General features: G+C 70.8%; 24 protein-coding genes. 17 read left to right on the top strand and 7 right to left on the bottom strand.

Annotation, left to right across the window (positions count from 1 at the left end; genetic code table 11):
• Window positions 1-207: 207 nt before the first annotated feature.
• The 7 genes from P5G50_RS00615 (at window position 208) to P5G50_RS00585 (ending at window position 6730) form a co-directional block, all read left to right on the top strand.
• Window positions 208-1404: an ABC transporter substrate-binding protein gene (locus P5G50_RS00615; protein WP_301209755.1), complete on the top strand. Its 1197-nt coding sequence runs from the start codon at window positions 208-210 to the stop codon at window positions 1402-1404.
• A complete protein-coding gene (locus P5G50_RS00610; RefSeq protein WP_301209754.1) occupies window positions 1401-2351 on the top strand; it encodes a carbohydrate ABC transporter permease in 951 nt (316 codons plus the stop codon). The genes P5G50_RS00615 and P5G50_RS00610 overlap by 4 nt, the downstream gene beginning before the upstream one ends.
• Window positions 2348-3178 carry a carbohydrate ABC transporter permease gene (locus P5G50_RS00605; RefSeq protein ID WP_301209753.1) on the top strand — a complete coding sequence of 277 codons (831 nt, stop codon included), beginning with the start codon at window positions 2348-2350 and terminating at the stop codon, window positions 3176-3178. Before P5G50_RS00610 ends, P5G50_RS00605 begins: the two co-directional genes overlap by 4 nt.
• Complete coding sequence (locus P5G50_RS00600; protein WP_301209752.1) at window positions 3175-3927, top strand: SIS domain-containing protein; 753 nt, start codon at window positions 3175-3177, stop codon at window positions 3925-3927. The genes P5G50_RS00605 and P5G50_RS00600 overlap by 4 nt, the downstream gene beginning before the upstream one ends.
• Window positions 3928-3970: 43 nt before the next feature.
• Window positions 3971-4918: a sugar phosphate isomerase/epimerase family protein gene (locus P5G50_RS00595; RefSeq protein ID WP_301209751.1), complete on the top strand. Its 948-nt coding sequence runs from the start codon at window positions 3971-3973 to the stop codon at window positions 4916-4918.
• A gap of 2 nt (window positions 4919-4920) precedes the next feature.
• Window positions 4921-6366: a xylulokinase gene (locus tag P5G50_RS00590; RefSeq protein ID WP_301209750.1), complete on the top strand. Its 1446-nt coding sequence runs from the start codon at window positions 4921-4923 to the stop codon at window positions 6364-6366.
• Between the two features lie 115 nt (window positions 6367-6481).
• Window positions 6482-6730, top strand: a complete 249-nt coding sequence (locus P5G50_RS00585; protein WP_301209749.1) for a hypothetical protein — start codon at window positions 6482-6484, stop codon at window positions 6728-6730.
• Window positions 6731-6735: 5 nt separating this feature from the next.
• Here the strand turns inward: P5G50_RS00585 and P5G50_RS00580 are convergent, their stop codons facing one another.
• Together P5G50_RS00580 and P5G50_RS00575 are read right to left on the bottom strand one after the other, a co-directional pair.
• Window positions 6736-7140 (bottom strand): hypothetical protein, encoded by a 405-nt coding sequence (locus P5G50_RS00580; protein WP_301209748.1) that lies wholly within the window; start codon window positions 7138-7140, stop codon window positions 6736-6738.
• Window positions 7141-7149: 9 nt separating this feature from the next.
• Complete coding sequence (locus P5G50_RS00575) at window positions 7150-8091, bottom strand: hypothetical protein (RefSeq protein WP_301209747.1); 942 nt, start codon at window positions 8089-8091, stop codon at window positions 7150-7152.
• A 250-nt stretch (window positions 8092-8341) separates the two neighbouring features.
• Between P5G50_RS00575 and treS the strand changes: the two genes are divergently transcribed.
• From treS to P5G50_RS00560, 3 genes are all read left to right on the top strand, one after another.
• Window positions 8342-10615, top strand: coding sequence for a maltose alpha-D-glucosyltransferase (treS, locus tag P5G50_RS00570; RefSeq protein WP_435870911.1), 2274 nt, complete (start codon window positions 8342-8344; stop codon window positions 10613-10615).
• A gap of 455 nt (window positions 10616-11070) precedes the next feature.
• On the top strand, window positions 11071-12369 hold the full coding sequence (locus tag P5G50_RS00565) for a sodium:proton exchanger (protein WP_301209746.1): 1299 nt from the start codon (window positions 11071-11073) through the stop codon (window positions 12367-12369).
• A gap of 58 nt (window positions 12370-12427) precedes the next feature.
• A complete protein-coding gene (locus tag P5G50_RS00560; protein ID WP_301209745.1) occupies window positions 12428-13462 on the top strand; it encodes a S1C family serine protease in 1035 nt (344 codons plus the stop codon).
• Window positions 13463-13468: 6 nt separating this feature from the next.
• On the opposite strand, the gene P5G50_RS00555 is transcribed toward P5G50_RS00560, so the two are convergent.
• Window positions 13469-14023 (bottom strand): helix-turn-helix domain-containing protein, encoded by a 555-nt coding sequence (locus tag P5G50_RS00555; RefSeq protein WP_301209744.1) that lies wholly within the window; start codon window positions 14021-14023, stop codon window positions 13469-13471.
• A 68-nt stretch (window positions 14024-14091) separates the two neighbouring features.
• Here P5G50_RS00555 and P5G50_RS00550 point away from each other — a divergent pair, with 68 nt between their 5' ends.
• Window positions 14092-15027 (top strand): NAD(P)/FAD-dependent oxidoreductase, encoded by a 936-nt coding sequence (locus tag P5G50_RS00550; protein ID WP_301209743.1) that lies wholly within the window; start codon window positions 14092-14094, stop codon window positions 15025-15027.
• Here the strand turns inward: P5G50_RS00550 and P5G50_RS00545 are convergent.
• Window positions 15024-16349 (bottom strand): nucleotide disphospho-sugar-binding domain-containing protein, encoded by a 1326-nt coding sequence (locus P5G50_RS00545; RefSeq protein WP_301209742.1) that lies wholly within the window; start codon window positions 16347-16349, stop codon window positions 15024-15026. The two genes, P5G50_RS00550 and P5G50_RS00545, sit on opposite strands and share 4 nt — an antisense overlap.
• Window positions 16350-16405: 56 nt before the next feature.
• Between P5G50_RS00545 and P5G50_RS00540 the strand changes: the two genes are divergently transcribed.
• From P5G50_RS00540 to P5G50_RS00530, 3 genes are all read left to right on the top strand, one after another.
• Window positions 16406-17074, top strand: coding sequence for a TetR/AcrR family transcriptional regulator (locus P5G50_RS00540; RefSeq protein ID WP_301209741.1), 669 nt, complete (start codon window positions 16406-16408; stop codon window positions 17072-17074).
• A gap of 33 nt (window positions 17075-17107) precedes the next feature.
• Window positions 17108-18295: a hypothetical protein gene (locus P5G50_RS00535; protein ID WP_301209740.1), complete on the top strand. Its 1188-nt coding sequence runs from the start codon at window positions 17108-17110 to the stop codon at window positions 18293-18295.
• Between the two features lie 129 nt (window positions 18296-18424).
• Window positions 18425-18967, top strand: a complete 543-nt coding sequence (locus P5G50_RS00530; RefSeq protein ID WP_301209739.1) for a hypothetical protein — start codon at window positions 18425-18427, stop codon at window positions 18965-18967.
• A 3-nt stretch (window positions 18968-18970) separates the two neighbouring features.
• On the opposite strand, the gene P5G50_RS00525 is transcribed toward P5G50_RS00530, so the two are convergent.
• From P5G50_RS00525 to P5G50_RS00515, 3 genes are read right to left on the bottom strand one after another with little or no spacing between them, the layout of a single operon-like run.
• The gene (locus tag P5G50_RS00525; RefSeq protein WP_301209738.1) at window positions 18971-19492 is read right to left on the bottom strand and encodes a hypothetical protein; all 522 of its coding nucleotides are present in this window, start codon (window positions 19490-19492) and stop codon (window positions 18971-18973) included.
• Entirely contained in the window at window positions 19489-20097 is a 609-nt protein-coding gene (locus P5G50_RS00520) for an RNA polymerase sigma factor (protein ID WP_301209737.1), read from the bottom strand. Before P5G50_RS00520 ends, P5G50_RS00525 begins: the two co-directional genes overlap by 4 nt.
• A gap of 54 nt (window positions 20098-20151) precedes the next feature.
• Window positions 20152-20397 carry a PLDc N-terminal domain-containing protein gene (locus P5G50_RS00515; RefSeq protein WP_301209736.1) on the bottom strand — a complete coding sequence of 82 codons (246 nt, stop codon included), beginning with the start codon at window positions 20395-20397 and terminating at the stop codon, window positions 20152-20154.
• A gap of 208 nt (window positions 20398-20605) precedes the next feature.
• On the opposite strand from P5G50_RS00515, the gene P5G50_RS00510 reads away from it, so the two are divergent.
• From P5G50_RS00510 to P5G50_RS00500, 3 genes are all read left to right on the top strand, one after another.
• Window positions 20606-21268, top strand: a complete 663-nt coding sequence (locus P5G50_RS00510) for a hypothetical protein (RefSeq protein ID WP_301209735.1) — start codon at window positions 20606-20608, stop codon at window positions 21266-21268.
• Between the two features lie 243 nt (window positions 21269-21511).
• Window positions 21512-23254 carry an MFS transporter gene (locus P5G50_RS00505; RefSeq protein WP_301209734.1) on the top strand — a complete coding sequence of 581 codons (1743 nt, stop codon included), beginning with the start codon at window positions 21512-21514 and terminating at the stop codon, window positions 23252-23254.
• Window positions 23238-23702 carry a MarR family winged helix-turn-helix transcriptional regulator gene (locus P5G50_RS00500; protein WP_301209733.1) on the top strand — a complete coding sequence of 155 codons (465 nt, stop codon included), beginning with the start codon at window positions 23238-23240 and terminating at the stop codon, window positions 23700-23702. The genes P5G50_RS00505 and P5G50_RS00500 overlap by 17 nt, the downstream gene beginning before the upstream one ends.
• The last annotated feature ends 12 nt before the right edge of the window (window positions 23703-23714 follow it).

The following is a 23714-nucleotide window of genomic DNA, read 5'->3' as shown; positions in this document are numbered from 1 at the left end:
AGGTGAACACGGTCGCTCGATTCCACAAGCACACAGTAACAGCCCGAATTCCGCACGGTTGAGCGCCGGATCACAGAGAGGTGAAATGCAATGCGTTCTAAAGCACTTGTCGCGATTGCTCTAGCAGCAGCGACGGTCGTGGGGCTCAGCGGGTGCGGTGGCTCGCCATCGGCGAGCTCCGGCGACAAGGAGATCGTCCTCTGGCACATGGAGAACACCCCTTCCCGCGAGAAGGCGTTCCAGCAGCTGGCCGAGGAGTACAACAAGACCGACCCGGACTACAAGGTCAAGATCCAGGTGCAGGACTGGGGCCAGGTCTACACGAAGATCGCGGCGGCGGCCCAGTCGGGCAAGCAGCCCGACATCCTGTTCGCCATCCCGGACTTCGCCACCTACGTCCGCGGCCTCGGCCTCGGCGACCCGGTGAACGACGTCGTGGACGACGTGAAGAAGTCCGACGGCCTGATCAAGGCCGCCACCGCGCCATACACCGACAAGGGCGATGTCTGGGCCGTGCCGCTCTACGGCATGGTGCAGATGCTCTGGTACCGCAACGACCTGTTCCAGGCGGCCGGCATCGACAAGGCCCCGGCCACGTGGAGCGAGCTGGTCGCCGACGCCAAGAAGCTGTCCACCGGCAGCCAGACCGGCATCGCGGTCCCGTCGGGCAAGAACCTCGCCACCGACCAGGTGCTCTACAGCTTCATGGTCACCGGAGGCGCGGCGAACATGTTCACGAAGGACGGCAAGGTCTCGATCGACAACGAGAAGACCGTTGCCGCGTTCGAGCTGTACAAGCAGCTCGCCGAGCTGTCGCCGAAGGACGCGGGCAACTACTCCTGGCCCGAGCCGCAGGCGGCGCTCAACAGCGGCGCCACGGCGATGGCCGTCGAGAAGGGCCAGTATCTGGCTCCCTTCGAGGAGGAGTCCGGCCGTCCGGCCACCGACCTCGGCTGCGCGCCGATCCCGGTCGCGGACGACGGCGGCAAGACCGGCAGCATCTACTACTCCAACGGTGCGATGGTCCTCAGCAAGGACGACGCCAAGCAGAAGGCCGCCGGCGAGTTCCTCAAGTGGGTCCTCGACCCGAAGCAGTACGGCGACTTCCTGAACGCGGAGCCCGGCCTCTTCCTCCCGGTGACCGACAACGGCGCTACCGAGAGCAACTGGCGCGAGAACCCGGTCATCAGCACGTACAAGACGTGCGTCGACGCGATGCTCAAGCAGTCGGAGACCGGTGAGCTGTTCGGCTTCGTCGACGGCCAGTACATCGACTCCATCGGCGAGATCTCGGGCCAGAACATCCTGGCCCAGGCGGTGCAGCAGATGACCGTCAACGGCAAGAGCGCCAAGGAGGCCGTGTCGTGGGCCCAGCAGCAGATGCAGGACGCGATCGACAAATGACCGCTCCTGCAACGACCCGGGTGGCGCGGACGGCTTCGGTCCGTCCGCGCCGCTCGGCGGCGGCCGGCGGACGCCAGATGTCCGCCTCGACGAAGGTGCTCGGCTACGCGCTGGTCGCGCCGATCGTCATCATCATGGCCGTCGTCATCGCCTTCCCCCTGGTCAATGCGGTGGTGACCAGCCTTCAGGATCAGCGCGTGATCGGCAGCCCGGCGGACTTCGTCGGCTTCGAGACGTACGCGAAGGTGCTGACCGACGAGAAGTTCTGGTCGGCGCTCGGCCGCTCCGGCATCTGGCTGATCGTGAACATGATCGTGCAGACGATTCTCGCGTTCGCCACCGCGCTGCTGCTGCAGCGCAGCAATTGGTGGTCGCGCAGCGCCCGCACCTGGCTGGTGCTGCCGTGGGTCGTGCCGACCGTGGCGGTCGCGGTGATCTGGCAGTGGCTGCTCAACTCCCAGTACGGCATCATCCACAAGATCTTCGCCGGCGTCGGGATCGACATCGGCGCCCCGTTCGCGGACGGCCCTGTCGCCCTCCTCACCGTCATCCTCGTCAACAGCTGGCACTGGTTCCCGCTCAGCGCGGTCGTCATCTACGGCGCGCTCGCGACCGTGCCCCACGAGGTGCTCGAGGCCGCCAAGATGGACGGCGCGAACGCCTGGCGGACGTTCTGGTCGGTGACCTTCCCGCTCCTCCAGCCGGTGCTCTTCGCGCTCGGCCTGGTCGGCTCGCTGTGGTCGTTCAACGTGCTCGACACGATCTACCTGACCACCAAGGGCGGCCCTGCCGGCGCGACCACGACGATGCCGGTCTACATCTACGACACCGCGTTCAGCGCATTCCGGTCCAGCGAGGCCGCGGCAGCGAGCGTGCTGACCGTGATCGTGCTCGCCATCGCCGGAGTGCTGTTCGTGCGCTTCGCCCGACCGAAGGACTTCGCATGAGGGCCACGCTGCGCCTGAACCGCCTCCCCGCGCTGTTGGCGATGATCGTGCTGACGATCCTCGTCCTCGGGCCGCTCTACTGGGTGCTGAGCTCGGCGTTCAAGGGCAGGCAGGAGATCCTGCAGGCCGTGCCGACCTGGTTCCCGCAGTCGTTCACGCTGTCGAACTTCGAGCAGCTCTTCTTGACCACCGACTACGGCGTCTACCTGCGCAACAGCATCATCGTCGGCGTCGCCACCACGGTCGTGACGCTGATCGTGTCGCTCGCCGCGGCGTACGGGCTGTACCGGCTGCAGGTGCCGGGCAGCGGCAAGATCGCCGGCATCGTGCTCGTGTCGTACATGATCCCGGGGACGCTGCTCATCGTCCCGCTCTACAAGACGCTCGCCGGTCTCGGCCTGATCGACAGCTACGCCGGGCTCGTGCTGGTGAACGTCGCCTTCACGGCGCCGTTCTGTACGTGGCTGCTGCGCGGCTTCATCCACTCCATCCCGGCCGAGCTCGACGAGGCCGCGTCGATCGACGGCGCGGGGCCGCTCCGCACGATGGTGCAGGTCGTCCTGCCGCTCATGGCGCCGGGCGTCGCCACCGTCGCGGTGTACTCGTTCGTGTACTCGTGGACGGAGTTCGTCTTCGCCTCGCAGTTCATCGTCAGCGACACGCTCAAGACGCTGCCCATCGGGCTCAGCGCCCTCGTCGGCCAGTACACGGTCAACTGGGGCCTGGTCATGGCGGGCACCGTCTCCACGCTGATCCCGACCGTGGTGCTGTTCCTGTTCGTCGGCCGCTACTTCGTGGGCGGCCTGATCGCGGGAGCCACCAAGTGACCGTCATCACCGAGTCCACCAGCACGTCCGAGGTGTATCTGAGCCGCGTCCAGGAGGTGCTCGCCGAGGCCGCGCAGGCCGAGCTGCCGGCCGTCCTGCGCGCGGCGAAGACGGTGGCCGACACGTTCGACCGCGACGGCATCCTGTACGTCTTCGGCAGCGGCCACTCGCACGTGTTCGCCGAGGAGGCGTTCTACCGGGCGGGAGGGTCGGCGCGCATCTCGCCCATCCTGCAGGACGACTACATGCTGCACGTGAGCGCCCAGCGCAGCACCGAGCTGGAGCGCCAGGAGGGGCACGCGGAGGACATCCTCGGCCACTATCCGATCCGCTCGGGCGTCGACGCGATGCTGGTCGTCTCCAACTCGGGCTCGAACGCCCTGCCGATCGAGGTCGCGCTGGCGGCCAAGCGTCGGGACCTCCCGGTCATCGCGATCACGTCCGTGGCGTACGCACGCTCGACCAGCGCGCCGGGGCGACGCCTCCACGACGTGGCCGACATCGTGCTCGACAACCACTGCCCACCCGGAGACGCGCTCGTCTCCATCGCGCCGGGCCTGCCCAAGGCCGGGCCGGGCTCCAGCGCCGTCGGCATCGCCCTGCTGAACGCCGTGATCGTGGAGGCGCTCGCCCTGCAGTCCGAGGGCGGAGCGCAGCCCGACATCTACCTCAGTGCCGGGATGCCCGGCGCGGCCGAGCACAACAGGGCGCTGGCCGACCGGTTCCGCGACCGCATCCCGCACATCTAGCACCGCCTCCCGCACGAGAAACGAAACAAGGAAGAGAAACACGATGAAGATCAGCTTCGAAGTCTGGCCGAACATGCCGTGGGGCCGCCTGGAGGCCGCCGGTCCGGCCTGGAACTCCTGGGGCGACCTGACCTCGGCCGAGACGGCGACCAAGGTGGCCGACTACGGGTACGACGCCGTCGACTTCCTGCTCGGCCACCTGAAGAACGGCCCGCAGGCCGAGTACCAACAGCGCCTGGCCGACACCAAGGCGGCGGCGGAGGCGGCCGGCATCGAGGTGGGCTACGTCGCGAACCACACGACGTTCGTCAGCCCGCGCGAGTACGACCGCGAGCGCGGCATCGCCTCGTTCAAGGAGGCCCTCGACGCCGCAAAGGCCCTCGGCGCGAAGTCCGCCTGCACGCTGCTCGGCGACGGCTACTACGACCCGCCCCTCAACGTTCTGATGACTCGCAAGGAGGCGTGGCGCCAGGCCAAGGAGGCCATCACCGAGGTCTGCGACTACGCGGCGACGCTCGACCTCAACGTCAGCATCGAGCTGCTGCAGGGCACCATCCTCAACAAGGTGGAGTCGGTGGAGCGGATGTTCGACGAGATCGGCGCCTCCAACCTCCGCATGACCATGGACACCGGCGCCTTCTACGTCGCCGTCAAGCCGTTCATGACCGTGCCGCAGGGCATCAAGCGCCTCGCGAAGTACATCGACATCGTGCAGATCAAGGACGAGGTCGGCCTCCCCACGATCGTGAACACCAACCACATCTGGTTCGGCGGCGGCCTCGTCGACTTCCGCGAGACGTTCGACACCCTGGCCGAGATCGACTTCGACGGCTTCGTGAGCGTCGAGTGGGAGGGCTGGCAGGTCGGCGGCCCGATCGGGGTCGGCGAGCCGGCCGGCATCGGCCTGTCGAACTTCGACCGGGTCGCGGAGGAGTCGCTCGACTTCCTGCGCGAGTACGGCTTCACAACCCAGCGCGAGCGGGCCGCCTGAGAGTGACCGCTCACCCTGACGGCCTCGTCGTGGGCGTCGACGCCGGCACCACCGCTCTGAAGGTGCTGGTCGTCGACGCCGCGACGGGGCGTCCGGTCGCCGACGCGGTGCGCGAGTACCCCACCCGGTCTCCCGAGCCGGGCGCCCACGAGCAGGACCCCGCGGACTGGTGGGAGGCGGCGGTCGCGGCACTGCGCTCGGCGCTCGATGGGCTCGACGCGTCGGCCGTCCGGGCCGTCGGGATGTCGGGTCACATGCACTCCCTCCTCCTGATCGGAGCGGACGACGAGCCGGTCGCGCCGGCCATGACCTGGGCCGATCGCCGTGTCGCCGAGCAGACGCGGCGACTCGGCGGTGACCCGGCGTTCCGCCGGCACACGGGCAACGACGTGGTCGACGCGTTCACCGCCCCCAAGCTCGCCTGGTTCGCCGAGCGTCACCCGGACGCGCTCGCCCGCGCGCGGCGCCTCGTGCTGGCGAAGGACTACCTCCGCTTCCGCTTGACCGGCCGGTGGGCGACCGACCGGACGGACGCGGCGGGCACCCTGCTGTACGACGTGACCACGCGCGAGTGGCGGCGCGAGCTGTGGGAGACCGTCGGGGCCGACCCCGCCCTCGCTCCCGAGGTGCTGCGACCGGAGGAGATGGCCGGCGCTATCACGACTGCTGCTGCCGCCGCCACCGGTCTTGTCATGGGCACACCCGTGATCGCGGGCGCCGGCGACGTGCCGGCGGTCGTGCTGGGCTCCGGGGTCGTCGCCTCCGACCAGATCAGCGTGAACGTGGGCACGGCGGCCCAAATCATGGGCCTCTCGCCGCTCCCGGACCCGGGCGCCGGGTTCGTCTTCCTCTCGGCCACCGGCGAGAGCTTCGTCACGATGGCCTCGCTCTATGCCGCCGGCGCGAGCATCCGGTGGGCGGAGCGCACGCTGCTGGCCGGCTCCCCGATCGGTGATGCCGTCATCCAGGCTCCAGCGGGGAGCGCGGGACTGACGTATCTGCCGTTCATGTTCGGCTCCACGGTCCCGATCAAGAACGATCGCGCTCGGGCCGCCTTCATCGGCCAGGAGGAGCGGCACGGCTCAGCGCACCTCGCCCGGGCGGTGCTCGAGGGGGTCGCCTTCGCCTGCGCCGATGCAGTGAAGGCGGTCGTGGACGTGGTCGGCACCCCGCGTGAGCTGCGCATCGTCGGCGGGGTCACGCGCTCGGCGGAGTGGTGCCGCACCTTCGCAGCGGCCGTCGGTCCGGAGGTCGACGTCGTCCGGGTCGAGGGAGGCTCTGCACGCGGGGCGGTGGCGCTGGCCGCCGTCGGGGCGGGCCTCTGGACGCTCGGCGACGTGTCGGCGGCGGCAGAGCCGCCGATCCGGCCGGCAGACGACGTCGAGGCTGCGGAGATCGTGGCCGCGTACGCCCGCTACCGCGAGGCCTGCGACCGCCTCCTGCGGTAGGATCGAGGCCCGTTCCGCCCACGGAGGGGAGCCGCATGACCGAGGATGCCGAGGCGGGCGACGTCGCCGGCTTCCTCGCCCGCTGGCCGAAGTGCAAGGCCCAGACCCAACGCGAATGGATCGCTCGCATGCGCGCTCGCCGCCTCCCAGCACGGCGGAGGCGGAGACCGAACTCCCGGAGTTCGAGAGCGTCTTCGCGGAGGTCGCGGGCCTTGACCCGTCGACCTCGAAAGAGCACTCCCGGCTCCGCGACAGCCTCCTGGTGTCCCTCTACCCGGCGACGGCGACACCGGCCGCCCTCAAGCGGCTGCGCGCGGCGGTGCGCTCGCCGCAGTGGAAGCCGGAGCTGACCCTGGGGCGTTAGGGGCGTCAGCGTTGGATCGGCGGGTCTTGCTCCGCCTCGTCCGGTACCCAGGCGCCGGCCAGGGCTACGACGAATACGACGACGGCAAGCATCCACGCGACCCACGGCGCCTCGCCGAAGTGTGCGGCGGCGACGGCGAGGCCCAAGGAAACGACGAAGAGGAGTCCGGCCAGGACCGAATACGTGGTCGCACGCCGGCCCCTGGGTCGGGTGCCACCGATGAACCGGGTGGATCGGTCGACCGTGATCGCTACGATGACGGTCAGGAATGAGACGAGACCGCTCATCCGAAGCGGCACCGACGCGAAGGCGACGATCGCCCCCGCGGCAAATGCCGCCAGGAGGAGGTGGAACCAGATGTGTCGCGGAACGTGTCCCGTCATCCGGGTGGTTGCGCGAGTGTTGCTCATGCCGGTCACCTAGAAGCCCTTGCAGCTGCCGTAGACGCCGAGAAGCGCCGATCCAGCGGTGAGTGACCACATGAAGGTGGCTGTCGGCGGGTAGAACGCCAGGGGCACGGCGCCGGTGAGCGACGCGACGCACCAGCCCGCGCCGGTCACTTTCACCTTCGCGCCGCCGTTGTACTTCAGCCCGACGGACTTGACCATCTTGCCGCTGATGTACTTCTGCAGGTAGCTGCCCTTGCAGTTGACGAGGTTCTCGCCGGGCTTCATGAAATAGCTGCTGCCGGTCGGCGACACGCAGTTGTACGAGTAGTAAGACACACTCGGATCAGCAACGACCGGGAATGCGGTGCCGCTCGTGAAGTCGACCACCTGGGCGAGAACGTTCTGCCTGATCTCGAAGTGCGTAGGAACCGGCCGCCCGGTCGCATCCTTCGCCCAGGGGGCGGCGATTCCCACGGTCGGGACGCCCGATGCGTCGAGAACCCACACTGACCCATCGTCGTTCAACCGCATCGAGTGTCCCTCGGGAAGATCGATCGGATAGTCGTAACGGGCGGGCGCGTCAGGGCCTGAGATCACCGTGTTGATCTGAACGCCACCATCCTCGAGCGGGACCGGAACCGTGGCTGATCCGTTCTTGTTGTCATAGACGACCACGCCGGTGACGTCCGATTCCATCGCGTCGGAGGCCGCCTCGGCAAAAGGCAACCCGATGGTGATCGGATCGGCGTCACCACCCATTTCGATGCCATGCTCAGCTTGTACCGGGAAAGCAACATCCGCGGCCTCCGGGGCGTCGGCAGCATCGGCCATCACGTCCGGTGCGGCCTCCTGCACGGCGGCGATGGCGTTCGCGGTCGTGACCTCGTCGGCATCAGCCCAGGCGAATCCGGTCAGCTGCCCCGCGACTCCAGCGGCAGCAGCGATGACCCCCAGCATTTTTGAACGACGCATGCTCTTCCTCTCGTTCGTCGTCGAACGGAGCGGACGTGTCCCATGCCCACGTGCCTGGGAGCGACGAGATCCGCAACTCTGAAGGAACACAATCAGTTCACATGTGAAATGTCACATTCGCGTGACCCTTCTCATCACTATCTCGGAGAGACCCCTTGGCCTGCGCTTCCGATGCGGGCTGAATAGGGTTGTTACGACGTACGGGAGAGGAGCCCAGGTGGACGACGAGATCGTCGAGAGCCCGGAGCGGGTGGCGGATGCGCTCGAGGTGGAGGGGCAGGTGCCGGAGTCCGAGGAGGACGACGAGCAGGACGCCCCCGAGATCACCTACGACGAGCAGCTGTACCCGGCCCGGCCGCGCCGTCTGCGGCCGCGCGCGAACCTCCGCAGCGGCACCCTGCGGCGCAGCTTCTCCGACCCTCGTGCGGCGAACGGGCTGAACCCGGCGTACGTGGAGTGGCTGGTGCGGCAGTCCATGCTCAAGGACGCCGACGTGCTCAGCCGGCAGCTGTCCGGGTCGCCGAGCATGTGGCGCAACCCGTACGCGCGGCCGGACGCCCGGCGCGCGGTGTCGACCTCCGACGTGTGGTTCACCGCGTACCCGATCTCGCTCATCACGCGGCCCGGCGAGTCGTTCCTGAACGCGCTCGCCGATCCCGAGCTGTGGAGCGCGTTCGAGGCGATCGGCATCAACGGCGTGCACACCGGGCCGGTGAAGCGGGCCGGCGGCATCCGCGGCTGGCAGGAGACGCCGAGCGTCGACGGGCACTTCGACCGGATCGGCACGCAGATCGACCCGATCTTCGGCGACGAGGAGACCTTCCGCCGGATGACCGATGTCGCCGAGGAGCACGGCGGCGTCGTCATCGACGACATCGTGCCGGGTCACACCGGCAAGGGAGCCGACTTCCGGCTGGCCGAGATGGCGTACAAGGACTACCCGGGCATCTACCACATGGTCGAGATCCCGCCCGAGGAGTGGCACCTCCTGCCGACGGTCCCCGAGCACCGCGACTCCGTCAACCTCGACGCCGACACCGAGGCCGCGCTCGCGGCCCGCGGCTACATCATCGGCGAGCTGCAGCGCGTCATCTTCTTCGCGCCCGGCGTCAAGGAGACCAACTGGAGCGTCACCGCGCCGGTCGTGGGGGTCGACGGCGTCACGCGGCGCTGGGTGTACCTCCACTACTTCAAGGAGGGGCAGCCCTCGGTCAACTGGCTCGACCCGACGTTCTCGGGGATGCGGCTGGTGATCGGCGACGCCCTCCACTCGCTCGGCGACCTGGGCACGAGCGCCCTGCGGCTCGACGCCAACGGGTTCCTCGGCGTCGAGAAGAGCGCGGAGGGGCTGCCCGCCTGGTCGGAGGGGCACCCGCTCTCGCACGCGGCCAACCACGTCATCGCGGGCATGGTGCGCAAGGTCGGCGGCTTCACCTTCCAGGAGCTCAACCTGACCGTGGAGGACATCCGCGACACGGGCGCTGTCGGCGCCGACCTGTCGTACGACTTCATCAACCGGCCGGCGTACCACCACGCGCTCGCGACCGGCGACACGGAGTTCCTGCGGCTGACGCTGCGCACCTCCCTCGAGCTGGGGGTCGAGCCGGTCAGCCTCGTGCACGGGCTGCAGAATCACGACGAGCTCACCTACGAGCTGGTGCACTGGGCGACCCTGCACCGGGACGACATCTACCCGTTCCGGTACCAGGAGATCACCGGAGGCGAGCTCGCCGAGATCATCCGGGCCGACCTCACCGATGCGCTCACCGCGCCGACGGCCGACTACAACCTCGTGTTCACGACGAACGGGATCGCCTGCACCACGGCCTCCCTCATCGCGGCGACCCGCGGCCACGCGACCCTCGACTCGATCACCGAGGCCGACGTTCCGGCGATCCGGGACGCGCACCTGCTGCTCGCGGCCTTCAACGCGTGGCAGCCGGGCGTGTTCGCGCTGTCCGGGTGGGACCTGCTCGGCGCTCTGACCCTGCCGCAGGAGGAGGTCGCCGAGCTGATCGCCGAGGGCGACACCCGCTGGGTCGAGCGCGGCGCGCACGACCTGCTCGGCCTCGCGCCGGAGGCGGAGCGCTCGGCGTCCGGGATGCCGCGCGCCCGCTCCCTGTACGGTCCGCTGCCCGAGCAGCTGAAGGACGCCGACTCGTTCGCGAGCCGGCTGGGCGAGCTGCTGCGCATCCGCTCCCGCTCCGGTATCGCGAGCGCGCGCCAGGTCGACGTGCCCGACGTGGCGCACCCGGGCCTCCTCGTCCTGGTGCACGAGCTCGAGACGCTCGACGACTACGGCCTGCCGCAGGTGCAGCTGACCGTGCTCAACATGAGCTCCGAGGATGTCGACGGCACCGTCCGCTCCGACGCCCTGCCCAAGGGCGCCGCGGTCGTCGACGCCGCCGACGACCAGGAGATCGGGACCGTGGACAACCTCCGCAGCTTCCCCCTCAGCATCGGTGCCTACGGCGCGAAGTTCTTCGTGCTGCGGCGGGCGGCGGAGGAGGTCGCGGGGGCCTGAAACCTGCGCCGGTCGCCGGCGCGATACATTCGTGCCGAATGTGCGGTTAGGTCGCGTCTTTCCTTACATTCGTGCCGAATGTGCGGTGGTGATCGGGTGGGCGTCGCGAGAAGTTAGGCCGTGCAGAACGCTGCCAATCCGCCGCCGATGGCTGTGCTGAGGCGGCGGCGGGCGGGCCGCGCCTGCGAGGATCGATCTCGCGAAGGGGAGTAGCTCCGCGCCCGCCGGCCGCACGTGCGGCCACCGGGGTGTGCGGGCACGTCGACACACTGGCCGCGCCATCGCGGCCCGGCGTGCCTCCCGTCCGCCGCCGCAGGGCGACCGCCGATGCACGTGCAGGGGTGGCGCTCCCGCGCGTCGCGGCCCGGGCGAGCGAGACCTTCGGTCCCATCACGGCGACCGGACTCTCCTTGCTGCGTGCTGTCCGCCGCCTCGACCGAGAGGCCGGACCGGCTATGTCCACAGCACCCACCACGAGCCAGAGCAGTCACCGCACCTCGCCGCGAGGAGGCCGGCCGTTCCGGCGGCTCGTCCTCCCGCTCGGCGTCGTCGCACTCGTCGCCGCGCAGGGCGTCGCCCTGCGGCTGAGCGGCGTCGAGCCCGAGCCGCTCGTCGGCATCCTGATGTTCGGGCTCGCCATCGTCGCCGCCGCCTTCGCGCTGGCGTGGGCCGGGGAGGCGGCCGAGGTCGACATCTCCGGCGGGCTGGCCGTCGGGCTGCTCGCGATCATCGCGATCCTGCCCGAGTACGCGATCGACCTGTACTTCGCCTTCAGCGCCGGGTCCGATCCGAGCCAGGCGCCGTACGCCGCCGCCAACATGACCGGCTCGAACCGGCTGCTGCTGGGGTTCGGCTGGCCGTTCATCCTGCTGGTCGCGTTCCTCGTGTTCCGCGCCTCCCGCGCACGCCGCCGCCCCCTCGACCCCGGCATCGAGCGCCGGCCGTTCGCGGTGCGCCTGCCCGAGGACAACCGGGTGGAGCTGGGACTGCTGCTGATCGCCTCCCTGCTGACGCTGCTCATCCCGCTGACCGGCGGCATCCACGTGATGCTCGGCGTTGTGCTGCTCGCGCTCTTCGCGTACTACCTCTGGCGAGCGGCTCGCGGCGAGAGCAAGGAGCCGGAGCTCGTCGGGGTTCCGCAGGCGATCGGCGCGCTCCCCACCGTGGCAAGGCGGGTCACGGTCATCGTGATCTTCGCGCTGTCGGCGGTCGTCATCCTGCTGCTCGCCGAGCCCTTCGCGCACAGCCTGATCGCCGGGGGACGGGCGGCCGGGATCGACGACTTCCTGCTCGTGCAGTGGCTCGCGCCGCTGGCCTCCGAGGCGCCGGAGTTCGTCATCGCGATCGTCTTCGCGGCGCGCGGCAGGGCGGCGATGGCCGTCGGCATCCTGCTCGCCAGCAAGGTGAACCAGTGGACGGCGCTGGTCGGCACCCTCCCGATCGCCCACGCGCTCGGCGGCGGCGGGTGGATGCTGCCGCTCGACGGACGCCAGACCGAGGAGTTCGTGCTCACCGCCGCGCAGACGCTGCTCGGCGTCTCGATGCTGCTCGGCCTGCGGTTCAGCGGCCGCTGGGCGGTGGCGCTGTTCGTGCTGTTCGCGGCGACGTTCGTCTTCTCGTCGACGGAGGCGCGCTGGCTCGTGTCGGGCGTGTACGCGGTGCTGGCGGTCGTGCTGCTGCTGGCGCGGCGACGGGCGGTCGTGCCGACGATCGGCGCGCCCTTCCGGCGGCCGGTGACGCACGGCCGGGGGTGATCGTCCGCCATGCGCGAAACCGCTCGCTCCCGCCTCCGCGCGGAGCGACACTGCTGACATGAACGATATGGACGACGCGGTCGCGGGCGGCGGAGAGGCGCGGGGCAGCGAGGCGCGCGATGCCGAGGGGTTCGAACCCGTTGCGCTGGACCCCGCCGCCCTCGACGCCGCTGCACTCGACGACGCTGCACTCGACGCATACTCCGCCGCCGTCGTACGGGTCGCGGCCTCGGTGCTGCCGTCGGTCGCGGCCGTGACGGTGCGCACGCGCAGCGGGGCCGGAGCGGGCAGCGCCTCCGTGATCAGCGCCGACGGCCACCTGCTCACCAGTGCGCACGTGGTCGCCGGGGCCACGGCCGTCGAGCTCGCCTTCTCGGACGGCAGCTCGACCGGCGCGGAGGTGCTGGGCGCCGATCCGCTCTCCGACCTGGCGGTGCTGCGCGCGGTCGACCCGACGCCGGGGCCGGTACCGCTGGGCGACGCGGCGCGGCTCCGGGTCGGGCAGCTCGTGGTCGCGCTCGGCAACCCGCTGGGCCTCGCCGGGAGCGTCACCGCGGGGATCGTGTCGGCGCTCGGCCGCTCGCTCCCCACCTCCTCCGGCCGGGTCATCGACGAGGTGATCCAGACCTACGCGGCCCTCAACCCCGGCAACAGCGGCGGCGTGCTGGCCGACAGCGCGGGCCGCATGGTCGGGGTCAACACCGCCGTCGCGGGCGTCGGCCTGGGGCTCGCGGTGCCGATCAACGCCACCACGCTGGAGATCGTGGAGGCGCTCACGGCCGCCGGGCGCGTCCGCCGCGCCTGGCTGGGGGTGGCGGGCACGAAGGTCCGGCTCGCCCCCGAAGCGGCGGCCAAGGTCGGCGCGCCGATGGGCATCCAGGTCGTCTCCGTGGTGCCGGGCAGCCCCGCCGCCGAGGCCGGCACGCGCCCGGGCGACGTCGTCGTGTCGCTCGACGGCAGCCACGTCACCGATCCGACCGCGCTGCAGCGGCTCATGGTCGAGCGTGCGATCGGCCGCCGGATGGAGCTGACACTCTGGCGCAACGGCGCCCTCGTCGACGTGGTGGTGGAGCCGCGGGAGCTGGTGGGCTGACGCTGCTCAGTCGGCCGTATGCGTGTGCATCCGCGCGCCGGTCTCGTTGAAGATGCTGATGACCTGGGCGGGCTCGTCGCCGGCGGCGCTCATCGCATGCGGGGTGCGGGTGTCGAATTCCGCCGCCTCCCCCTGCCCGAGCACGAGGTCCTGCTCGCCGAGGAGGAGGCGCAGCCGGCCGCTGAGCACGTAGAGCCATTCGTAGCCGTCGTGCACCTTGAGGGCCGGCGTCTCCGGGTGGACCGGATACGTGATCCTGTAGGTGGCGACGGGCGAGTTCTCCGGTGTCAGCGGGGCGATGATCATTCCCTCGCGCCGGATGACCGCGCGCCGCACCCGCGGGTCGGCCGTCTGCGGCCGCAGCAGGTCGTCGATCCGCAGGCCGAGCCGTCGCGTCACCGGGATCAGCAGCTCGAGGCTCGCCTGGCGCTTGCCCGACTCCAGCCGCGAGAGCGTGCTGACCGACATCCCCGCGCCGTCGGCGAGGTCCTGCAGCGTGAGCCCCTGTGCCTGGCGGGCCGCTCGCAGCCGGCCGCCGAGCTGACGCAGCTCATCCACCATTCCGGACCTCCTTGCCGATTTAGCAAACATCTTTGCACTTTCGACAGCGAGCCGTCCAGGCTGGGGGCATGCACGATCACGACGTCATCATCGCCGGCGGCGGTCCCGCCGGCCTCTCCGCCGCCCTGATGCTCGGGCGTGCCCGGCGCCGGGTCCTCGTCATCGACGCCGGCCGGCCGCGCAACCGCTTCGCCGAGCACATGCACGGCGTGCTCGGCAACGAGGGGACGTCGCCCGCTGTACTGCTCGTTCGCGGCCGCGAGGAGGCGGCCGGGTACGGCGTCGCGTTCGCCGACGGGACCGTCGAGCAGGTCACGCGCCTGCGGGACGGCCTGGCGATCACGGGCGGCGACGGCGTCACCACGACGACCCGCGCGTTCATCCTGGCCGCCGGTCTGAGCGACGAGCTTCCGGACGTCCCGGGGCTCGCGGAGCGGTGGGGCGCCTCCGTGCTGCACTGCCCCTACTGCCACGGCTGGGAGGTGCGCGACCAGCGCCTCGGTGTCCTCACCAGCTCGCCGCTGAGCCTGCACCAGGCCGAGCTCGTGCGCCAGTGGAGCGACCGGGTCACGGTCTTCACCGCCGGCCTCGGCGGGCTCTCTGCGGAGACCGAGCGGCGCCTGCGGTCGCGCGGCGTCGAGCTCGTGTCCGAACGGGTCGTGGAGGTCCTGGGCGACGGCCGGGCCGTCACCGGCGTGCGGCTCGACAATGGCCGGGAGGTGGAACTGGACGCGATCTTCACCGGCGGCGCTCCTCGCCCGCACGACTCCGTCCTCGCGCCGCTCGGGCTCGACCGGAACGACATGCCCGCGGGCTCGTTCCTCGCCGTCGACTTCGCGGGCAGGACCAGCGACGAACGGGTCTGGGCGATCGGCAACGTCGTCAACCCGAACGCCACCGTCCCGATGTCGATCGGCGCCGGCGCGATGTCCGGCGCCGCCGTCAACGGAGCGCTGGTGGGCTGGGACTTCGACGAGGCGGAGGCGACGGCCCCGGTCCGCTAGCGCCCGGCCGCGTCCGAGCGTCGCGTCTCTCTCGTCGGAAGCGCCGCGACGATCCTCTCCAGCGGGTCGCCGAGCGCCTCGACCTCGCGCGCGATGCCCGCGGCCGCCGCGCGATACCGGTCGTCGGCGAGCACGCGCAGCACGGCCTTGCGCACCTTCTCGGGGGTGGGGGTGCCGGTGCGGAGGCTGAGGCCAGTGCCCGACCAGGCCACCCGGGCGGCGACCTCCGGCTTGTCCTCCGTGGTGCCGGCGACCACGAGCGGCACGCCGTGCGCGACCGCCTGCTGCACGCCGCCGAAGCCGCCGTTCGTGACGACGACGTCGGTCAGCGGCAGCAGCTGGTCGTAGGGCAGGAACTCCGCGACGCGCGCGTTGCCCGGCAGCGTGCCGCCGAGCAGCCGGGTGACCTCGTCGACCGGGCGGCCGCCGGTGGAGGCGACCACGAGCACGTCCTCTCCGGCGAGCCCGCGGAGGGTCGGCGCGAGCACCCGCGACAGGTCGGCGTTGTCGATGGTGCCCTGCGTCACGTGGACGACCGGACGCGAGCCGCGCAGGTCCGCCCACCACTCGGGCAGGGCGGTGGAGGCCGCGGCCGGCAGGCCCAGCGGGCCCACGAACTCCACGTGCCCGGCCAGCTCGCGCCGGGGGTACTCGAGACCGGCCGCGCCGAGCTCGAACGTGTGGTCGAATAGCCGCACCATGTCGAAGATCGTGCCGTCGAGGGGGCGCGAGCCGCATACGTACAGCCGCTCGTTGGCGGCGTCGGTGATCGGCTTGAGCGCGCCTCCGTAGATCATGGCGTTGAGCAGGCGGTTGCGCACGCGGGCGAGCGGACCGCTGCCCGGCGCCATGCCCGGCCCGTACGGTGCGGTGTCGACGCTGCGCGCGGTGAGCGGTAGGGCTGAGATGCCGATGACGGGCGGGCGGTTGCCGCGCGGCGTCGAGAGCAGCAGTGGGAGCACACCGGTGAACACGCCTTCGCAGAGGATCGCGTCGTACGCGTCGGCGTCGAGCGCGGCGGTCAGCGCCCGGTGCTGGCCGGGGATCACGCGCACGAACATGCCGGTGATGTCGTAGCGGACGGCGGCCAGGCCCTTCTTTCCCGCGCGCCCAGGCAGCCAAGCGTCGAGGTTCGCATCGTCGTAGTCGCACTCGGTGGGCAGCGGCAGGAAGCGCATCCCCGCCTCCTCGACGCGCGCGCGGTACTTCGCGCCGGTCAGCAGGGAGACGCGGTGCCCGCGGGCGACCAGGTCGGCGCCGACCTGGAGCATGGGGGCGACGTGCCCCCAGATCGGTGAGCTGCAGAGGAGGAGGTGGGCCATGATGGAGACATTCCTTCGGGTTTGGAAGTATTGAACACGGTGGTACTGTATTGAATATGAGCAAGGTAATGGATCCGGCCGACGGGCGCAAGACCCCTGCGAAGCGCCGCTACAACTCGGCCCGCCGGGCCGAGCAGGCGGCGGAGACGCGGCGGCGCATCGTCGCGGCGGCGGCGGAGTGCTTCGCCGAGCGCGGCTACGCCCGCACGACCCTCGCTCAGATCGCCGAGCGCGCCGAGGTGTCGGTGGAGTCGGTTGCCGCGAACGGACCCAAGCGCGCGCTCATCCTCGCCGCCTTCGAGCAGTCCCTCGCGGGTGAGGAGGGCCAGCAGGGCACGGTCGAGCGCGATTTCGCGGCGCCGATCCTGGCGCTGGAGGACCGCGAGGAGTTCCTGGAGGCGGCGGCGGAGTTCGCGGTCACCAGCGCCTCCCGCGCCATCGGCATCTGGCGCGCGTTCAGCTCGGCCGCCGACGACGACGAGGAGCTCGCGGCCGTCTACCGCGCCCTCGCCGGACGGAGGCGGGAGGATGCGCGCGCGCTCGCCCGCATCCTCGACTCCCGCGGCTGGCTGCGCCCCGACGCGACGGTGGAGCAGCACGCCGACACCCTGGCCCTGCTGACCGGCCTCGACCCGTACCAGCTCTACGTGCGCGACTTCGGCTGGACCGAGGACGAACTGCGCGCCTGGTTCGTCGACACCGCCCGCCGCCTCCTCTTCGCGTGACCCCGCCCGGGCTCGCGCGGATAGGGTGAGCGGATGACGTTGGACGCCGCTGCCCTGCTCGACGGACCCCGCGGGCGCCGGCTGGCGCTGGAGGCGGCGCTCCAGTCCTTCGACGGCGACGACCCCGACCACTGGCTGATCGGCGCGTCTGTCATGCGGCTCGCGGGTGACCTCGACGTGAGCAGCGGGCGGTCGACGGTCACGTTCACGCTCGTGCCGGAGGGCGAGCCGGAGCCGCCCGAGCCCGAATGGCTCACCGTCCCCCAGCTCGCGACCGTGCTCGCCGCTGCCCCGGTCGCCGGCCTCCCGAGCCTCCTGCCCGCCCTGACCAGCGCCGTCGACAGCGCGCGCTACTGGCAGGAGCCCGACGGGGAGGATGTGCTCGCCGCCCTGCCCGAGCTGCGACCCGCGCTGCTCCGGGTGATGGAGGCCGTGCTCGCCCACCCGGACGCCCGCACCTGGGGCGAGCCGATCGAGCCCCGCGACCAGTGGGAGGTGGTGTTCGAGACGCCGGAGGGCATGCGGGACGACGTCCCCGCCGACGTCGACGCCGACGCCGCGGCCGACCCCGACTGGGCGGAATGGCGCGAGGAGGCCGTGGCCGAGGAGTTCGCCGCCGCCACCGACCGACCGACCGACCCCGAGGCCCCCTGGTCGGGCGCCTGGTGGAGCATCCCCTTCACCCGCCCGGCGACGCTCACGACGACGCGCACCCTCGCCGGGGCCCCCGCAGGCCTCCGTCTCGTGGAGGACGGCTTCGGCTGGGACCGCGCCGTCTCCGCCCCGGTCCGGGTGGAGGGCGCCTCGGTGTACGAGGTCGACTCGCCGGAGGCGTGGGCCGGCCTGTGCCGCCGCTTCCCGCTGACGGCCACGGCCTCCCACCGCCACGACTGGTACCGCACCACGGGTCGCGCCGGCGTCTGGCTGCGGCCCGACTGGGCGGCGGTCGCGCAGCACTACGACGGGGTGCACCTCAGCGTCGCGGGCTACCTGCGCCTGGCGGGCAGAGCGATCCCGGTGACCGAGGAGGCCGCCTCCGTCATCGCGGGCTGGAGCCCCGACGAGACGTACTGGCTGCGCCGCGAGCGGGTGCGGGTCGGCGTCGAGGACCGCGTGGAGTGGCGGCGCGGCGACGACGGGGAGTGGGAGGCCGTGCCGGCTCAGGACCCCGAGGCGAACTCCGTGCAGACGCCGACGGACCGGAACCCGAACGGGCGGTAGAGGGAGGGCGCGCGAGGCGCAACCAGCGCTCACGTCGCGGACATACCCGTGTGAGCGTCGGCATCCGCCGACGCTGCACCGTCGGCCTTCGCCCGCACACGGGCGCGGCCGTGTCCTCGAGGAGTATGCATGAAGCGCGCACCGGCGCTGGTGTCGGCGGCCGCCTTGGCCGCCGTCCTGTCCGTCACGACCACGGCCGCCGCACCGCCGAACCAGGAGCCGGCGGCGCCCTCGGCGGGCGAATACTGCGCGGTCCGGATCGAGCCGCTCGCGTCGGGCGTGGACCCCGCGACCCCCGTCTGCTTCCGGACGCCGGACGAGCTCCGCGCCTACCTGGCCGTGGTCACAGCGCCGCGCGGCACCTCCGCCCTGGCCGCGGCGACCACGGCGAGCACTGTTCTCGGCACCGTCTACAAGGACGCCGGCTACGCGGGAGGGAGTCTGTCCTTCTACGGGAGCGGGAGCTGCGCCGGGGTGACGTTCGGCTTCGCAGCGCTCGACGCCGGGTGGCGGAACGTCATCAGCTCGGCGAAGGCGTTCGCCGGATGCCATGTCTCGCTGTACTCCGCGCCCTCGTACGGCGGATCGCAGCTGCTGTGCACGCCGAACTGCGCGAGCCTCGGGGCGCTGAACGACCGGGTCCTCTCGCTGGTGTTCCGGCCGGCGGGCTGAGCGCTACCGCTCCGGGGCGAGCCCGGCGGACTGGCAGATGCCGGGCCGTCCGGGAACGACGGCCGGGCTCCCGTCGCCCATGACGCAGAGCTGCAGCTCCTTCGGCACCTCGTGCGGGCCGGGGGTGGCGGCGAGCTGGTCCGTGTCCTTGTCGAGCGCTCCGCGGCGCCACATGTCCCGGCAGACGCCGATCGGGTCGGAGACCGTTCCCTCGCCGCTCGCCTCGTCGTGCAGCGTCGCGGCGGCATACGTGAATTGACCGTCGGCGCCGCGCTGCGGCGACGCGAGGCAGTAGACGATGTCGGTGTTCGTGACCTCCTGGGAGTGGAGGATCGCGGTGGCCGCCGTCGCCGCACCGCCGATGGCGAGCACCCCGATGCCGCCCCAGAGCGCGAACCTGCGCCGGAGCGCACGCCGCCGACGGCTCGCCTCGGTGCGCACCTGCGTGAGCAGGGTCTCGCGGATCGCGTCCGTACGCTGCTCGGTCATCTCCGGCATGTCGCCGTCGTCGTAGAGGGGTGTCACTGGGCGGCTCCGTACAGTCGGGCGGTGAGCTCGCTGCGGGTGTCGTTGGTCAGATGGCTCGGCATCCGGCGGCGGATCTTCTCGCGAGCGCGGTGCAGCTTGGACTTCACCGTTCCTACGGGGATGTCCAGCACGGCCGCCACGGTTGCAAGCGGGAGCTCCTCGATCACGCTGAGGTCGATGATGGATCGCTCCTGGGCGGTGAGCACGGCCATCGCCTCGTACACGGCGCGCAGCTCGGCGTCGTGGTCGAGCCGGTCGAGCACGATGTCGGCGTGGTCGGCGTGCTGCTCGGGTTCGGGGAGCGCCGCGAGCAGCCGGTTCCAGCGCCGGGCGCTTCTCGCATGATTGAGCAGCACGTAGCTCGTGACGCTCAGCAGCCAGGGCAGGATCGACCCGTCGACGATGCGTACCTTCGCCCGGTTGCGCCAGGCCTCGAGGAAGACGATCGCGACCACGTCCTCGGCGTCGTGCACGCTCTTCAGCTGCGCGTACGCCTTGCGGAAGACGCGCCTCCGGTACCGGTCGAAGAGGACGGCGAACGAGCGCTCGGTGCCGCTGGTGGCCTCCAGCCACAGAGCGGCGTCGGCCCGTTCGTCGACCACCCTCGACTCCCCCTGTTGAGATCGAACAGAGGCTAACACGAGGGTCGGAGCGGTTCAGCGGAGGTGGCTGCTCACCGCGTTCTCGATGCGGCGCGTGCGGTCGCCGAAGGCGTACCAGCACAGCACTCCGATGAGCGGGAACACGATCAGCGCCGCGATCCACAGCACCTTGCTCGTGTACTCCATCCGGCTCGAACGGACGATCTGGACCGCGGCGATCACGATGAAGGTCAGCCACGCCGCCAGGGCGACGAAACCGACCACGATGAGGACCCAGCCGACGACGTCAGGGGCGTTCATGAGAACCTCCTCCACCTCTCGTGCGTCGGCGATCTGCCGCTCGCGGAGGCCTGTGAGCGGCGACGTTAGCACGCCGGAAACGGGTTCTCCTAGGGCTCCGGCGCGTCGCAGGATTCGTGGGAACCGGCCAGGATCTGCCGGACATCCCCTTGTAGCGACCTCCTTCCGGAGGCCCGGATCCACCATGTATCGGGGAAGGAATACACGGATGAAAGCACTCAGGGATCGCGCACTCCTCGGAGCGTGCGCGACCATCGCCGGCGCCGCACTCGTCGTGCTCGGAGCCGCGCTGCCCGCCCAGGCGGGGACCACGGACTCGTCGGGCGCGGCGACGATCGCCGCCGGCCAGTCCACCACCGGCACGCTCGTCGACCCCGGTTGTCTCTCGGCGGGCAGGGCCGCCTCCGACTGCACGTACACGACCGGTGTGAGCCTCGGTACCCCGGAGCGTTCGACGCGAGCACAGGTGCTCGCCGATCCCGGCCTGTCGGCTGCCCAGAAGTCGGAGATCCTCGCGACCGCCTCGCCGAACGGGACGCTCGCCGTCTCGTCCAACCACTGGTCGCAGTTCGTCACGGGGGTGGCCTACACGCAGACGCAGAACGGCACGTTCTACTACAACGGCTCGCGGGTCTGGGTGACGCAGAGCTACTCCGGGTACACGGGCTCCCACGCCTGCTTCACCAACTACGTGGTGACGGGCTGGACCATCAGCAACGTGAGCAAGAGCGACAGCGGTTCGACCACCTCCCGCAACCTGTACTGCGGATGGAACGTCAACCAGCCCGCCTGGATCACGACGTCGTGGTCCATGACCGCGACCGTCCACACCAACGGCACCATCTCCGGCGCCGGCGCGACCGTCGGCTGAGGCCGACCGACGGCGGCGGCCGGGAAGCACCGGGGGGAATGCTTCCATTTCGGCCACGGCCGCCGCGCCAGGCCGCATCCCCGGGTCCGACACGACCCGGGGATGCGGCCTTTCTCTGCCTCCTCTCCGCCGTCACTGCCCTTCCCGAATCCATAGCCCGGGCATATAGTTAATGCACCTGAACAACACCGTGCGCTCTCGCCCATCGCCGTGCGAGTCCCGATCCCCGAAGGACTCCCTCCCGTGCCCCGCTCCGGCATCTTCACCAAGGACCACCCGCACTACCGCTGGGTCGCCCTCTCCAACACGACCCTCGGCATGCTCATGGCGACGATCAACTCGTCGATCGTGATCATCTCGCTGCCCGCGATCTTCACCGGCATCAAGCTCAACCCGCTCGAGCCGGACAATGTGTCGTACCTGCTGTGGATGCTGATGGGCTACATGCTCGTCACCGCCGTCTTCGTCGTGATGTTCGGCCGGATGGGCGACCAGTTCGGGCGGGTGCGGATCTACAACCTCGGGTTCGTCATCTTCACGATCTCCGCCATCGCGCTGTGCCTCGACCCGTTCACCGGCGGCCCCGGCGCGCTGTGGCTGATCGCCTGGCGGTTCGTGCAGGGCGTCGGAGGCGCGATGCTGTTCGCGAACTCGACCGCGATCCTCACCGACGCCTTCCCGGCCCACAAGCGCGGCTTCGCGCTCGGCCTCAACCAGGTGGCGGCCATCGCCGGTTCGTTCATCGGCCTGATCCTCGGCGGCGTGCTGGCCGAGGTGGACTGGCGGGCCGTCTTCTTCGTGTCCGTCCCGTTCGGCGTGATCGGCACCATCTGGTCGTACAAGTCGCTGCACGAGGTCGGGCAGAAGAACCCGGGGAGGATCGACTGGCTCGGCAACGCGACCTTCGGCGTCGGCCTGGTCGCCCTCCTCACCGGCATCACCTACGGCATCCAGCCCTACGGCGACAGCTCGCAGGGCTGGGGCAACCCGTGGGTGATCGGCTCCATCGCTGCCGGTGTGCTGCTGCTCGTGGCGTTCGTGCTCGTGGAGCGGAGGGTTCCGGCTCCGATGTTCGACATGAAGCTGTTCCGCATCCGCGCCTTCTCGTCGGGCATCTTCGCCGGACTGCTGGCGTCGATCGGCCGCGGCGGCCTCCAGTTCATGCTGATCATCTGGCTGCAGGGCATCTGGCTGCCGCTGCACGGGTACAGCTACGAGTCGACGCCGCTGTGGGCGGGCATCTACATGCTGCCGATCACGATCGGCTTCCTCGTCGCGGGCCCGATCTCCGGAGCGCTGTCCGACCGGTTCGGAGCCCGCGCCTTCGCGACCGTCGGACTCGTGCTGGTCGCCGCGACCTTCATCGGCCTGCTGCTGATCCCCGTGAACTTCGACTACTGGGAGTTCGCGCTGCTGACCGGCCTCAACGGCGTCGGCTCCGGACTGTTCTCATCGCCGAACCGCACAGCGATCATGAACAGCGTGCCCGCGAACGAGCGCGGAGCCGCCTCCGGCATGGCGGGCGTCGCACTCAACGCGGGCAGCTCGCTCTCGATCGGCGTGTTCTTCTCGCTGATGATCGCGGGCCTGTCGACGACCCTCCCGACCGCGCTGACCCACGGCCTCACCTCGCACGGCGTGCCGCAGCACGTCGCCGCGCAGATCGGTCAGACGCCGCCGGTCGGGAGCCTGTTCGCCGCGTTCCTCGGCTACAACCCGATCCAGAGCCTGCTCGGCCCCACGGGGATCCTCGACAGCCCGAAGGTCGACGGCGCGACCCTGGTCGGCAAGGAGTTCTTCCCGCAGCTGATCTCCGGCCCCTTCCACGACGGACTGGTCGTCGTGTTCTGGGCGGCGGCGATCATGAGCATCATCGGAGCCGTGGCGTCGTTCCTCGGCGGGGCGAAGTATGTTCATGGGGAGACCGCGGCGCCCGCGCGGTCGACCAGCGACGAAGGCGAGGAAGTCGGTGCGAACCGAGCATGACGATCTGGGACGGCCGACGGCCGAGGACGACGATGTCCCCGGCCGCCTGGCCCTGGCGATCGGCCGGCTGAACCGCCGCATCCGCTCCTCCACCGGCGGCCTCAGCCACGGTCAGCTCTCGGCGCTGTCGACGATCGTGCGCCGCGGCCCGCTGCGCCCGGGCGAGCTGGCGGCGATCGAGGTGGTCGCGGCTCCCACGATCACGCGGGTGATCTCGGACCTGGAGGGGCGCGGCCTGGTCGCGCGCGAGCCCGACCCCGACGACGGCCGCTCCTTCTTCGTCTCGGCCAGCGACGCCGGCATCGCCCTGCTGCTGGAGGCCCGCACCGACCGCGCCCGCGCGGTCTCGGCCGTGCTCGCCGAGCTCACGCCTGCGCAGCGCCGCACGATCGCGGCCGCCCTCCCCGCCCTGGAGGAGGCGGCGCAGCTGCTCCCCGCCCCCTCCTGACCCGGCCCGACA

Source organism: Leifsonia williamsii (assembly GCF_030433685.1).
Lineage (GTDB): Bacteria > Actinomycetota > Actinomycetes > Actinomycetales > Microbacteriaceae > Leifsonia > Leifsonia williamsii.
This window is presented reverse-complemented; position numbering and strand designations above follow the sequence as displayed.